Origin of the sequence: Rufibacter sp. XAAS-G3-1, from assembly GCF_013623775.1 — a bacterium.
Taxonomy (GTDB): domain Bacteria; phylum Bacteroidota; class Bacteroidia; order Cytophagales; family Hymenobacteraceae; genus Nibribacter.
Map to the genome: position 1 here is coordinate 69,351 of NZ_JABFAM010000017.1, position 14,295 is coordinate 83,645.

At 49.0% G+C, this 14,295-nt stretch carries 10 protein-coding genes; 4 read left to right on the forward strand and 6 right to left on the reverse strand.

Annotated features, from left to right (window positions below):
* Positions 1-25 precede the first annotated feature (25 nt).
* From HHO50_RS17330 to HHO50_RS17350, 5 genes are all read right to left on the reverse strand, one after another.
* Positions 26-1,525 (reverse strand): PQQ-binding-like beta-propeller repeat protein, encoded by a 1,500-nt coding sequence (locus tag HHO50_RS17330; protein WP_181307837.1) that lies wholly within the window; start codon positions 1,523-1,525, stop codon positions 26-28.
* A gap of 38 nt (positions 1,526-1,563) precedes the next feature.
* Positions 1,564-2,421, reverse strand: a complete 858-nt coding sequence (locus HHO50_RS17335; RefSeq protein WP_255478795.1) for an endonuclease/exonuclease/phosphatase family protein — start codon at positions 2,419-2,421, stop codon at positions 1,564-1,566.
* Between the two features lie 79 nt (positions 2,422-2,500).
* The gene (locus tag HHO50_RS17340; protein WP_181307839.1) at positions 2,501-4,174 is read right to left on the reverse strand and encodes a RagB/SusD family nutrient uptake outer membrane protein; all 1,674 of its coding nucleotides are present in this window, start codon (positions 4,172-4,174) and stop codon (positions 2,501-2,503) included.
* 4 nt (positions 4,175-4,178) lie between these two features.
* A complete protein-coding gene (locus tag HHO50_RS17345; RefSeq protein ID WP_181307841.1) occupies positions 4,179-7,349 on the reverse strand; it encodes a TonB-dependent receptor in 3,171 nt (1,056 codons plus the stop codon).
* A 1,172-nt stretch (positions 7,350-8,521) separates the two neighbouring features.
* Positions 8,522-10,507 carry a glycoside hydrolase family 97 protein gene (locus tag HHO50_RS17350; protein WP_219921574.1) on the reverse strand — a complete coding sequence of 662 codons (1,986 nt, stop codon included), beginning with the start codon at positions 10,505-10,507 and terminating at the stop codon, positions 8,522-8,524.
* A 330-nt stretch (positions 10,508-10,837) separates the two neighbouring features.
* Here HHO50_RS17350 and HHO50_RS17355 point away from each other — a divergent pair, with 330 nt between their 5' ends.
* Positions 10,838-11,230: a group III truncated hemoglobin gene (locus HHO50_RS17355; RefSeq protein ID WP_181307845.1), complete on the forward strand. Its 393-nt coding sequence runs from the start codon at positions 10,838-10,840 to the stop codon at positions 11,228-11,230.
* 310 nt (positions 11,231-11,540) lie between these two features.
* Here HHO50_RS17355 and HHO50_RS17360 read toward each other — a convergent pair whose 3' ends face one another.
* Entirely contained in the window at positions 11,541-11,933 is a 393-nt protein-coding gene (locus HHO50_RS17360; RefSeq protein ID WP_181307847.1) for a YidH family protein, read from the reverse strand.
* A 174-nt stretch (positions 11,934-12,107) separates the two neighbouring features.
* Here HHO50_RS17360 and HHO50_RS17365 point away from each other — a divergent pair, with 174 nt between their 5' ends.
* The 3 genes from HHO50_RS17365 to HHO50_RS17375 all read left to right on the forward strand — a co-directional run bounded on the left by HHO50_RS17365 (position 12,108) and on the right by HHO50_RS17375 (position 14,229).
* Positions 12,108-12,740: a DUF6799 domain-containing protein gene (locus HHO50_RS17365; RefSeq protein ID WP_181307849.1), complete on the forward strand. Its 633-nt coding sequence runs from the start codon at positions 12,108-12,110 to the stop codon at positions 12,738-12,740.
* A gap of 684 nt (positions 12,741-13,424) precedes the next feature.
* Positions 13,425-14,024 carry an RNA polymerase sigma factor gene (locus HHO50_RS17370; RefSeq protein WP_181307851.1) on the forward strand — a complete coding sequence of 200 codons (600 nt, stop codon included), beginning with the start codon at positions 13,425-13,427 and terminating at the stop codon, positions 14,022-14,024.
* Positions 13,999-14,229, forward strand: coding sequence for a hypothetical protein (locus tag HHO50_RS17375; protein WP_181307853.1), 231 nt, complete (start codon positions 13,999-14,001; stop codon positions 14,227-14,229). Before HHO50_RS17370 ends, HHO50_RS17375 begins: the two co-directional genes overlap by 26 nt.
* The last annotated feature ends 66 nt before the right edge of the window (positions 14,230-14,295 follow it).

Sequence of the window (14,295 nt, forward strand, 5' to 3'; positions counted from 1 at the left end):
TGTCAAGAAAGCGCCTGTTTCAGGGCTATTTTGACTGACCTGTATTCTTCACGTTTCTTCCTTTCATAGGCCAAGGTGAGTTGGCCGGCCCGCTTTCTTGCACCGCTATCTTATACAGCTTGATGTTTGATCCAGACATTCCTTCCACATACACGGTTCCATTGTTAGCGATAGTTGGGGAGTGGACAGCGCCGTCTCCTAATTCAATCGCTTTCAAGAGGATGCCTTCAGAGCTCACCACTACCAACTTTCCATCCGTTGAACCCAGGTAGATTCTTCCTTCTACATCTACTGCCGGTACGCTTTCATTGGTACTCATGGCATGAGTCCATTTAACCGTTCCGTCTGCCGGGTTCAGGCAAACCAATCCGGCGCCTGCACCGGTGTATAGATCACCTTTAGGGCCTATCACCACCCCAGACTGGGCAGCGCCAGCCACTGCGGTAGACCATTTTATGGCTCCAGCAGCACCATTATCAGTAATGGCTACTACATGGACATTGGTAGTATAGTAGATGGTGCCGTCACTTCCCATTGATAGGGAACTGCCATGTATACCACTGCCCGGGCCTACAGATTCAGCCCATTTGCGGGTACCATCTGCGGTATTTATCGCCCACAGTTTGCCTTCGTTTGTATTGAGTACATAAACAGTTGTTTCATCTTTACTGAGTACCGGAGATGTGTAAAACGCACCAACACCCGTAATCTGCCAGCGTTTTACCCCAGCCGGAGTCCAAGAGAAGAAACCTCCATTTGGTGTAGTAAATTTAGAGCCGTGGTAGATGTTACCTTGGGCATCAACGGCAGGTGTAGTGTTAGATGCTCCTAAAACTCCAGATCCACCTCGGCTCCACAGAACGGCCCCATCTGTACCACTTAGTTTATAGACCGCCCTGGTGTTGTCCCAGGTATTCACATAAATATGGCCGTCTGTACCAATAGAGGGTGCATTGGAAATATAACTAGCTAAAGTCGTAGCCCATTTTAATTGAGCCGTAGCTCCATTGTCTGTAACGGCCACCACTTTGCTGTTTGAAGTAGGATTTGCGTAACCTTCTAGATAATATATTGTGCCATCATCACCGATCACAGGTGAACTAGAACCTTCATTTAATCTAGAAACAGTTGTGTTGTTGTTAAACGCCCACACTACAGAAGAGAGGAATTCTTTTGGCGGCTCGGCCACTTCTACAGATTTAGTGACATCAAACGTAGTACCCGCCCCGTTTTTCACCGTTAGCGTGACATTGTAGGTACCGGCACTTGCAAAAGTAAAGTAGGGGTTCCGTTTAGTAGAGGTTGAGTTGGCCGCATCTCCAAAATTCCAGTGCCATTCCACTATTTCACCAGACCCTTCTGTTGGATCAGCATAAAAGAGAACCTGCACCCCTTGCACCAGAGTCCCTGGTGTGTAGCTGAACTCTGCCGCCGGAGGCAGCAGGCCTTCCATATCATCGTCTTTACAGGCGAAGACCAACAAGCTCAGAAAAAGGCCCGTTAGTAATACTTTCACATTTTTCATCTCTTGATTTTTAGTTTAGATGTCTTTCTGTTATAATCTCAATTAAATTTCAAACCCGCTATCACCGGCAGATGGTCTGAGGCATAGGAGTCAAGAACAATAGCATGGGAAGCAACCCGTACTTTATCAGTGGTTCTGTACATAATAAAATCTATGGCGCTCTTTGGGTTGTGGGCAGGAAAGGTGGGCGAACAGTTATGCTGGCAGGTGCGGGTTAAATACCCGTCAAAGAGGTTAAGGGTTAAGCTACTTGGCAGTGCATTGAAATCACCCGCCAATACAACCGGACGCTTTTCTCTTTTTAAAATGTCCAAAATCCTCTTCCCCTGGTAAAGCCTGTTCTCCTCACTTTTATGGTCTAAGTGGGTTCCGGCAAAGACTACTTCCCTCCCATCTGGTAAAGCGATCCTGACTACCGCCAGTTTTCGCATCTCCCCTCCTACTTTTGGGTCGGCCGGTAATTCATAACCGACAGAATCAAGAATGGGAAACCTGGAGAGGATGGCAATACCGTACTCCCCACCATTGAAAACATCCATGGCTTTCACGTAGAAAGAATGCATGTTGGTCAGTTTTCCCAACTCTTTTGCCTGATGCACATTCATGCCTGACCTTTGGGTATACCGGTCTACTTCCTGCAAGGCAACCACGTCTGGATTGGCGGTATTTATGATACGGGCAATAGCGGGCAGGTCTCTTTTGGTCCCCGCGGAAGGAGGGTTGGCCAAATGGATGTTAAAGGTCATCACCCGCAGATCAGGAATTATCACTTCTGGTGTATTACCTGTACCATTGGGTACATCTGGTTCAGGTTGCTGATCCTCTTTGCAGGCAAAAAAGACCAGCAGAACCCCTAGCAGAAATATAACCGGAGATTTCCCCATACGTGTAGTCAAACCCTTATTGCTTTAGTATAATCTAAGCCGCTCCAGTTTAGGGGAGTTTTCGCAAAAACAGCCCCTTTTCAGTTGCAGACTACCACCCAGGGTTTTGACCTAGGTTAGCATTCAGCTGCACCTGCTCCATAGGAACCGGCCATAAATAATGCCTGGGATCTTCAAACCTATTCCCACTAAGGGCGATGATGAATCCTTGGGCATCTTTGTTTAGTCCGGCCGCATCCTGCGGGTTGGAGAGCCAGTTCACATTGGTTCCTTTTACATCGGCGGCCAGCAACTCCCCTTGCTTCCAGCGAATGATATCAAAGTACCGCTGTCCTTCCAAGGCCAGCTCTATGCGGCGCTCCCGGCGTACCTCTTCCCTTACATCCATTCCATTTGCCGCAAGTTCAGTGAGAACCATGGGGGACATACCTACCCGCTCTCTAAGTTTGTTGATAGCCATGTCTACCACATCCTGGGTTAATTGGCCTAGTTCCATCTTAGCCTCGGCGTAAGTTAAGAGCACCTCTGCGTAGCGTAGCAAATGGATATCGTTCACATCTTGGCTGACCTGGCCAACGGTAGATAACTCTACGTATTTGGTAAAGTAATACCCTGTATAAGTAGCGGCTCCGCGTCTGTCAGACGAGAACTTAGGAACCACAAAGGTTTCTGGGTGGTCATTGGTCGTGATATTATCCTTATGCTCTGGACTGGCGTCATAGCGACCACCCCAGGCGGAGCCCGGCTTCAGAATGGTCTGGGTCATACGCGGATCTCTATCCTCAAACACCTCATTGTAGGTGCTTACACTGTACAGCGGGGACTTGTCTATGGGCAAACCATCTTTCATAAGATAATCGTCTACCAGAGACTTGGTTGGGTTCCAGCGCACCCCCTGATCTGGCACCTGTATCTCACGACTCAGGTTATGCTGTGACACCTGAAACAGGTGAAGACGGGACATAATGGTTTCCCGGTTTTTGCCGCCTGAGAGCTTTCCCTCATAAGTAAAAAGCCTGCGGTAGTTTGAAGCGGGATCACCCACATCAAACAATTGATAAACGCCTAAATCCATTACGGCTTTGGCCGCATCTGCGGCCACCTGCCAGCGCTTATTATACAAGGCTATGCGGGCTTTCAATGCCAACGCAGCACCTTTGTTCAGCCTACCTGCCTCTGTCCCGGTGGGGATTGTAGCAGATAAATGCTGCGCCGCTACATCCAAGTCGGCCAGAATGAAATCCACCACCTTTTCTTTAGGGTCACGCGCGCCGTACAGTTCATTTAAGTTAAGAGGGGTAGTGATAAGTGGCACATCTCCGTAAAAGGCCGTAAGATAGCTGTATAGGTAAGCCCTTATGATGCGTACCTCTGCCGCCAGTGCCTCTGCTTTTTGGGAATTGGGCAATTGGGCTTTTTGGTAGTTTTCCAGAAAAGTATTTGCCTGGCGAATACCGGTATACAAACCGCCCCACTCGCTGTTGATGGTACTTAAATCATAACTATAGTTCCCACTCCTGATAGATTTAAAGTTATTGGTGGCGGGCCAGAAGGTATTGTCCCCCATGATCTCCATGTCTACGGTGTTCTTTGCCTTCAAATAGCCATACATGCCATTTACCGCCAAGACCAACTGCTCTTCTGATTGCCAGAAATTCTCATCGGTCACTTTATCTAGGGGCCCTCTCTCTAGAAAATCATCATTACAAGATCCAAACAGGAAAGTGCTTAGAAGGAGGCTGAATAGTATTTTCTTTTTCATCATTTTCTTACTTAAGATTGACGTTTACCCCAAAAACAAAAGTTTTCACCATAGGGTAATACCCTCCGTTGCTTACCGGCGTCTCAGGGTCATAGCCGTAGAAGTAATCGGTTTTGGTGAATAGGTTATCTGCCGAGGCATACACCCGCAGGCGGCTAACTCTAAGCCTTTCGGTAAGCTGCTTTGGAATGGTGTAGCCAATCTGGATATTCTTCAGACGCAGATAAGAGGCATCCTCTAACCAGTAGGTAGACAAACGCTGGTTATAGGTTTGCTGGTACGTTAGCCGCGGATAGGAAGCATCGGTATTCTCAGGCGTCCAGCGATCCAGGTGGATAGCTTGCGGCAAGCTTCCCTCGTTTATTAGCGCATGACGGGCCGCCCCGGTCAACAAGCCTGCGGCTTTGCCTACGCCTTGCAGGAAGAAATTGAAGTCTATGCCTTTCCAGCCTACATTCCCCCGGAAGCCGTAGGTGTATCTTGGAATATGACTCCCAATTACCTGTCTGTCTCCGTCCAGGGTGATTTCGCCGTCCCCGTTCAGGTCTTTATAGATGATATCCCCGGGTTGGGCCATAGGGTCATTATGGAGGTAAGGAAAATCAGGGATGAATTTCCTTTGTTCAGGATCATATCTAAAGTCATTTTCCTGAGCAAGCCGGTCAGCTACAAATCCGTAAAAAGCATCTAGCGGGTCTCCTTCTCTTCTTATCCGGTCACCCAGGAAGTCTGTTCCAGCCAATCTAGTAAGTTTGTTGCGTACATCTGAAAGGTTGAAATCAGCCCCATAGGTAAAGGCACCTATTTCATCGCGCCAGTTCAACTGTACTTCCCAGCCTTTGTTTTCCAGGCTTCCAACATTCTGAAAAGGATCTTCCGTGGCACCCAGTACCGCAGGCACCGCTAGCCGCAACAGTATGTCTTTGGTTTCATTCTTGAAATAGTCGGCGGTTAGCCCTAAGCGGCCGTTCAGGAAAACAAAATCAAGCCCTACGTTTTGTTTAACTTGGGTCTCCCATTTCAGCAATGGATTAGCAATGGTAGTTTGCCGGTAACCAATCGTATTCTGATAACCAATGGGCATGGTTCCAACTGGCCCAAAGATGTTAAGGAAGGCATAGTCTTCCACGCGGTCATTGCCCTGGGTACCATAGGAGTAGCGGATCTTTCCAAACTCCACCACATCACGGATGCCTTCCAGGAAACTTTCCTCTGTGAACACCCAGCCTACTGACGCCGATGCAAAAAGATCCCACCTTAACACATCAGCGAACTTTGAGGAACCGTCATACCTAAAGTTACCTTCTAACAAATACCGCCCATCAAAGGCATAGTTTGCCCTCCCGAACAGTGACCGGAGCCCCCAATGGGAAGCACTAGCGCTATTCAATTGATTTGCTGTTCCCAGCGCCAGGTTACCCGTTCCTTCCTGGGTGGGGACATCGGTTCTGGTGGCTGTGAAGTTGTCTCCTACCTCTTCATCCTGAGTTACCGCTAAGAACAGCTTCACCTCATGTTTGTCAGCAAAGGTTCTCTCGTATTCTGCCGCGCCCAGCATGGTCTGGAACACGTTGGTGTAATCACGGGCATCTACCTTGTTGGGGAAATTAGTGCGGTAGATAATAGAGCCGTCTATGGGGCTGTAGTAGTTGATGGTTTTGGAGAAGATGGTTCTTTTAGAATTGGACCGGACAATACCATACTGCGTCCTTAATTTAAAGCCTTTGAAAAGCTCAATGGAAGCATTTAGGTTTCCGGTGAACTCCTGGGAGGCAAAAGTATCTGTGCCCCCGTCTGTGGTGACCGCCACCGGATTGCGCTGCCCGCCTAGATACCCCCAGCCTCCCGTGGTAAACCGCACCGGGGTTAGGGGAATGATCTGGGTGGCGGCATACAACGGCCCTGAGCCGGAGCCAACCCCTTCAGCGGCGCCAGAATACCCACGGTCAATGTAACCTAAGTTGGCCGATACATTTAAGCGGTCTAAGAAGGTGGTGCTAAGTTTTGCTCTGATGTTGTGTCTTTGCGCCACGTAATTGTCACCGGTGACTAGCCCACCTTCCTTCAAATAGCCATAAGACAGATAGTAGTTTACGTTCTCCGCTCCGCCGTTTACACTTACATTATGGCTTTGTTGGGGAGCATGGTCTTTGTAAATCTCTTTTATCCAGTTGGTGTTGGCGAAATAGTTGGGATCAGAGCCATTGCGGGCTACCTCAATCTGCTCATCTCTGTAGGTGGGGTTGAGGCCTACATTGCGTTGAGCCTCATTCAGGAGCTGCATGTACTCCGGCGAGCCTAGGTATTCTGGCAAAGCAGTAGGAGTTTGCAGGCCGAAGTAGGCATTGTAATCAATGGAAGGCTTGCCGGTTGCTCCTTTCTTAGTGGTTACCACAATGACTCCATTTGCCCCCCGCACCCCATAAATAGAGGAAGAGGCCGCATCTTTCAGCACAGAAACTGACTCAATATCACTGGGATTTAAGATGTTAAGATTGGTGGCTGAGCTGATAATCCCATCAATCACCACCAATGGCTGCGCATCGTGCCAAGTGCCCAGGCCCCTAATTCTTATAGTACCTGCGTTATTCCCTGGCGCGCCACCGCCATTTGGTCGTGTTATAGTTACACCAGGCAAAGTACCCTGCAGGCCTGAGGTCACGTTGGTGATAGGTCTATTTTCCAACACCTCAGAAGTTACCTGGCTCACCGCTCCGGTGAGGTTGGCTTTCTTTTGGGTACCGTACCCCACCACCACTACCTCGTCCATTATTCTGGCGTCTTCCTGAAGCGTGACCTCAATAGAAGCTCTGTTTCCTACGGGTACCTCCAGGTTCTGGTACCCGATGTATGAAACCACTAACACAGGCTGCGTTGCGCCTGCCAGGTTGATGGTAAACCTACCCTCTACGTCTGTGGCAGTTGCCGTGGTAGTGCCTTTTAAGACAATCGAAGCCCCCACGAGCGGCTGCCCCGCTGCATCTCTGACAATACCAGACACCGGCCCGTTTTGCTTTTTAGGAACCAAGGTGTTTATAGCGACCTTTAGCCCCAAGGCCTCCGGTTCTTTCTTGCTGGAAAAGCCCTCAAACGGGGCAAGTCCCAACATCGCCAACAATAGCAGCGAGCATCCTCGGCGCGCACTTCCATTGTTTTTAGATAGTATGGTTTGTTTCATAACAACATGGGGCTAGTGAATATTTCATTCCTGTTTACTGTTGATTTTTAAGTTCTCTGTCAGGCAAATAGTGTGTCCACTTCTAATTTTTACTGCCTGCTTTGGCGTTCAGACGCTTTTTTCCTTCTAGTGCTAGAGCCATTGTGGCTTGGTTCAGACCAGGCCCATATTTCTCCACCCTTACGCTGATTGCGCTGAGCGCTTTCCTGCCCTACATGCAAGAGCAGAAATTCAGACATTGCATTTTTTGCAAGATTCAGGCTCTAAACCCACGGGAAATTAGATATTTTTTCTTTTGCACTAAGGAACTAAGAAATTTACTAAAACAAAAACTTCTATTAAATTTTTATACAAGTTTTTGGTGTTGGGTTAAATAATTGTGAAAAATGCAGGATGATAAAATTATTTTATGGCAATAACCAGAACTTATGAACAGGAATCTGCATAACTGGCTTGAGTGATAGAAATAAGAAGCGGCGGCAAGACCTGCGGAAGAACAGCCCAAAAGACACGTAAAGCAACCATTTTCCTGTTGGTGGGCAAGCATTGCAACAAGGAGGTAGGAGGGACTTGCTTTCTAGGCAGAGGCTTCTAAACTGATACATTACGCAAACCTGCCGGTGGTTCCCGGCGAGTCTGGAGACTCGCTTCATCCCATGGCACGAGACGGGAGTCTCGTGCCAGCTTCTTAATGGCTCACCCAGCAACACCGCCCGCTCCCAAGACCTCGTAGTGCGCGTAGTTCCTACGAGTGTATGCGCCAAGGCCGTTTAAAGCCCGTTTTCCGCAAAACAGGCTCAAAACACATCAGCGGGCTCCCCTCTCCGCGGGAGAGGGGCCGGGGGTGAGGTCTCTTCCGGCAGAAGGTCAGTTCAAAATACCCAAAGATTTCAATGACCGGAAGACCTCCGCACCGGGTGACACCCCCTAACACATCTCTGGAAGAGACCCCTCAGGTAAAAACGGGACATATTTGGGTTTTCTACCACGTTGCTAATCAGGTACCTACACCCCGTTTTAGGGCTGATTTTAGGAAAATGGCCTGAAAACGCAGCAAATATTTAGACACGCATGGAAAAGGAGAAAGGGTTGAGGGCAACTTCTTACCGGTCACTGCACCGGCAAGAAGTTGCCCTCAACCCTTTCTGTGAAGCAAGAAGAAAGCTCTAGACTTACATTTTATAGATTCTGGCCACATAGCCGCCCCCAGGGGCCATAGAGATCTTCAACTTCTTGCTTTGCGGAACATCAATGGTTTCGTGCTTGTAGTCAGATGCTTTGCGGTCTGCGTTTACTCCATCCCTGAAAATCTCTGCTTTGTACTTCCCCTCTCCCAAGAAAGACAAATCCAACTCCATTTCCCGCGCATCCCAGTTGGTAAGCGCGCCCACATACCAAATATCCCCTTTTCTGCGGGCAATGGCCAGGTGCTCTCCTATCTTCCCACTCAAGGCTACGGTATTATCCCATACCACCGGAACCGTAGAGATAAAGGCAGTGCTTTCCTCCTCCTTCAAGTAATTGGAAGGACTATCGGCCAGCATGTTGAAGGGCGATTCAAAAATAACGTATTGGGCTAATTGGCGCACCCGGGTTCCCTGGCTCATAGGCTCAGAGCGCACCGGCCGGTAATTGTCTTTGGCCGCGTTGCGCATGGCTCCCTGGGTATAATCCACGGGGCCGGCCAGCATGCGTATGTAAGGCATTGTCACATCATAGGTTACCTGATCCACATCGGGGTCAGACCACTTCATCTGCTCCAGGCCGTGCACCCCTTCAAAGTTGATGACGTTGGGGTACGTCCTTTGCATGCCGGTTGGCTTGTAAGAACCGTGGAAGTCGATGAGCAGCTTGTATTTCGCCCCAACCTCGGCGGTACGGTAGTAGAAATCAACGGCCTGCTGGTCATCGCGGTCCATGAAATCCACTTTGAAGCCTTTCACCCCCATGTCGGCGTAATGCTTCGCCACATTTTCCATGTCACGGTCAAGGGCATGGTAGCCGGCCCACAAGATGATCCCAACGTTCTTCTGCTTTCCGTAGGCCACCAGCTCTTTCAGGTCAATCTCTGGGATCACTTGCAGCAGGTCGGCTTTCAGGTTCACGGCCCAGCCTTCATCCAGAATCACGTATTCAATCTTGTTGGCCGCCGCGAAATCAATGTAGTATTTATAGGTGGCGTTGTTGATGCCCGACTTGAAATCCACTCCTTCAATGTTCCAGGCGTTCCACCAGTCCCAGGCCACCTTGCCGGGTTTCACCCAGGAGGCATCTTTCACGCGCGACGGCGTAGCCAGTTTATACACCATGTCACTGTCGGCCAGCTCTTTGTCTTCTGACGAGATGACCATCACCCGCCAGGGGAAAGTGCGGGTGCCTTTCGCCTTGGCGATGTAGTTCTCCCGCTCCTTTACCAGCAACTGCAACTGGTTGTGCCCGCCTTGCTCCACCCTTTTGGGGAAAGGGGCAAACAGCCCCGACAAGGAAGGCGTGCCGTTTTTGTTGATCAGGAACATGCCCGGGTAGCTCTCCAGGTCAGCCTCGGTGATCACCACTTTTTTCTGGTTGGTCACCTCCACCGCCAGGGGCAGGAAGGCCAGGTTCTTGGGGTTCAGTTTAGACAACGGGCTGTACGTGTACACATTTTCAAAGGAATTCCAGAACTGCTGCTCAATGGTGGTTTTCTTTTCAGTGGAAGTCTTTTTCTCTAGTTTCACATAAGGCACAATGGCCGTGTGGTCTGCCGGAAAGTTGAAGGACGCCTCCTCATTCTGCACCAGGAAATCCTTCTTTCTGGAAGTGGCAAACCGGTAGGCTACCCCATCATCATAGGCCCGGAAGATAACGCTGTAGTCGCCTTTGAAATACAGGACTAGTTCATTGTACTTGTCCTGTATCTCTGCCCTCTTGTACACCGGTGCCTGAATGGTTTTATTCACCGAGTTCCTTTTGGTGTTCTTCACCTGCGGCTTGGCTCCCAGGGTTTCTCCGTTGGTCAGCTGCATGGAAATGGGGGAAGGAGCAATGACCACATCGGCTTCATGATGTACGGCATACCTGAGTTGGTTCTGCAAATCTATAGTTACCTTGATTTTTCCGTTGGGGGATTCTAGCACGTGGTTCTGTTGCGCAGAGGCGGCATAACCATAAACCATCATAAAGACAAGGAGAAAGAGTCTGTGTATCATAATTAACGTAAGTGGATGCTTATTTGGACACCCAACTTATAGATAATAGGTAAGAAAAAAAATAATGGAAGAACATTTCTTGAGTTGGAGGCTGGCAAACCGGAACTCCGGAAAGAGGCGTTACGCGTTTTTTCCGCACCTACTTGTACCACCGCACTGCTGCCTGGTTTTCGCTCTGCCAACTCCATTTTTAGCCCCTTTTCCCAAAAACAGCGCTAAAATGACCAAGATCATTTCACGCGTGGGCAGCTATCCGTATCCTTGCAGTATTGCTAAGAGGCAAAAGCTTGAAGGAAGAAGATGCAAGAGACAAGAACAGATATAGAGACCGAAGAAGATATCCGCAGGTTGGTAGACACCTTCTATGACCACGTGAACCAAGACGATTTATTGGGCCCGGTGTTCAATGGGTTCGCCAAGGTTGACTGGGAGCACCACCTCCCTAAGATGTATCAATTCTGGAGCACGGTGCTGTTTGGCTCAATGGCGTACAAAGGACAGCCGTTCCCCCGGCACTTGGCATTGCCCGTAGACCGTACGCATTTTACCCGCTGGATTGCCCTCTTCACCCAGACCGTAGACGAATTGTTTGCCGGTGCCATGGCCGATCAGGCGAAACAGAAAGCCACCAGCATTGCCAATATTTTCCAGATGAAGATGGGACTGTGGGCCACCCCGCTGGTGAAGCCTTGAAGCGTTTCAGGCTTGTTTTTCAGAAATTACCCTTAAAACCAGAAGCGACGGAGGGACATGCTTCAATGTAACCTTCTTTAAAAGCAGAACCAGAAGCCTTACAGGGCTTCCGGTTCTGCTTTAGTAGGATGCTATATGGTGTATATTACTAGATGGCAGGTGGTACGGGTAACTTATGCAGGGCCTGCCATTCAGAAAGAGAAATAAAGAGAAAGTGGGCGGTTTTGCATTCCAACAGCACCTTTCAGTATCGCCGCCGCACTTCCTTATTTCTGTTATAATACAATTATGTCTCTTCACACACCAGCCGTCACCGGCTGACATGTAGTTGGTTCGCTTTCTCAGCTTTCAACAACGCCAGCATCTGTTTTGCCGGTACGTAGGCATCGCGCTTGCGCCGGATGAAAGCGCGCTTCTGGGTAAACTTGCGGTAGCCAATCGCCCCTATCACTACACCCAGCGGAATAAGAAATACGGCTACCCACATAGAGAGAGCGGTATTGAAAAACTGGTGTAAGGAAATACCCACAATAACAAGCGAAAGCGAGGTTCTCAAATACGCCAGGAACGTCCGCTCATTGGCAAAGGTGGTTCGCTCAATGGCCAGGGCGTCTTTGATTTCGGCATTGGCTTTCTCCTTTACCTTCAGCTCTTTCCTGACCTCTTCCCTCAACTCCGGTGCCATGTTAAATTCATATTCCATACACTGGGTTATACGCCCTTCCACCCCAGAAGGATGTATCTGTAATTTCACTTTTTAAAGAACCTTTCTGCATCTTACTACTAAATTTTAAACCGAACCTGTTTTCTGCAGACGGTGCGGCCATCACCCAGATAGCAAACCGCGTATAAAGCAGCAGATTCAAGACGCATGACTATGAAAAGATTGGTTCTATACAGTTTCTTAGGGGCGGCGGCGTTTATGGGCACACCGCAGGCAACCTTCGCGCAGCAGCGTGCCGACGCTCTTATTACGCAGGCCAACATCAAAGACAACACTATTTTCTGGCATAAGGGCAAACTGGTGCAGCACCGGGGCGGCCAACTGTATGAACTACAGGAACCGGTTCAGTACAACAGCGGCACAGTTGTTTCGCCCAACGGGCAGGTGCGCCTGCCAGACGGCAAGAACTATACCCTTAAGCAGAAAAACGCCGTGAACCCGCAGGGAAGGGTGGTGCTGGTAGCCGATGATATCTTCACCCATACCACCATAGTAGAGCACGAGAAGAAAGTGGTTGGCGACACCGAAGTTAGGATACAGACGGTAGACGGCAAGATGGTGTCGGCGGGGAACAGCCAGCAGAAAGTCACCTATACGCTGCCCGAGGAGAAAAGAATCCACTTGCTGGAGCAGATCATAAGACTACAGGAACAGCGCACGGCCCTTTTAGAGGCCAACCTCACCGCCCATGAGCGCAAAAAAATAGAAGCCTACTATAATGGACTGAATAAGCAACTGACCGCAGTAAACCAGCAACTGCAGGCCCTGTCACCTCCGGTTAAATAAACGCCAATCATCCAGTTCCTTAAACCAGGATTTTGACTCTGTTCATCAATGCGCCGTTCCTTTTCCTGGGGACGGCCTTTCTTCTGGGCACCCAACCAACCCGGTGCTCACGCACCTGACCGCCTCCCATTCCGTTGACTTTATTATCAACGGAATGGCGGAATACCCGGGCGTTACCCTCTTATAGGTGCACAGCATCAATAACACATGGGGCGGCATGATCCAGGAGCGGCCCCTCTCCCATTAATCTGCCACGCATCTGTTTCCCTTTGAGGGCTATTTTAGGAAAAGTAGCCCCTAAACGCCACCCCGGGTTTCCTGGTTCTGCTACTGCTCAAAGCGTTAGGAGAGGAATTATTTTTCAGTTGAAAATAATTTTCCCATTGCTTCGCACAAAAAAGAGACAACCGCTTTCATTTCTCGGCAAGAAAGTAGTAATTTCAAGATCTGATCAGGTGCACTGGTGTGGTTTTTGAGGCGAATTGATTTTCTTCTTCCTGCTTGTTTCTAAGCAGATTTTTTGGAAAGGGCCCACAAACGAAAAAAAATATTTTTAGTTTTATTTCACCCATTGTATTTAGACACCTTATTTTCTATATTTGGTAATCAGATAAAACCAGTCTTATAATCATCTTACCTCACAATATGGCATAAACCTCTACGTTACTTTAATTGTAGATTTAGATGAATACAGTACAGCTAAATGATTCGGCGTTAGTGACGTCGTATATCGCTGGTAACGAGAGTGCGTTTGAGGAATTGGTGACCCGTCATAAAAGTAAGGTCTACACCACTATTCTACTGATAGTAAAAGACACCTACACGGCCGAAGACCTGTTACAGGAAACGTTTGTGAAGGCGATCCATACCATGAAAAGCGGTCGTTACAACGAAGAAGGTAAATTTTCATCCTGGATCTGCCGTATCGCCCATAACTTGGCTATTGATTACTTCCGTAGGGAGAAGCGGAGCCCAATGATTACGTTGGAAGACGGCAGCAATGTGTTTAACACGTTAAGCTTCTCTGAGGAATCAGTGGAATCCATCCGGATCAAAGAGGAAACCCATGCCCGCCTGCGGGAACTGATTCAACAGTTACCGGCCGCGCAGAAAGAGGTGCTCATCATGCGCCACTACGCTGACATGAGTTTTCAGGAGATTGCGGAGGCTACCGGGGTGAGCATCAACACGGCTTTGGGCAGAATGAGATACGCATTGATCAACTTGCGGAAAAAAATGTCCAATGATAAATCAGCCTATGACCAAAACCTTTACCCATCATGATCTGGTACAGTACCTTTACAACGAACTGCCTAAAAAGCAACGCCTTGCCCTGGAAGAAGCCTTAATGGTAGACCAGGATCTAGCCGAATGCTGTGCTGATCTGCTCCTCACCCAGCTAAGCTTGGAGGAAGCCCTCACCCAACCAAGCGAACGGGTCACCGACGCGATCATTAGTTACTCTAAAACCGTACCCCTGCATCCGTAAAGGAGGCGAGCCATCTAACAGAAAGCGCTGATTGTCTATAGGCATCAGCGCTTTCTGTTTTGGTAG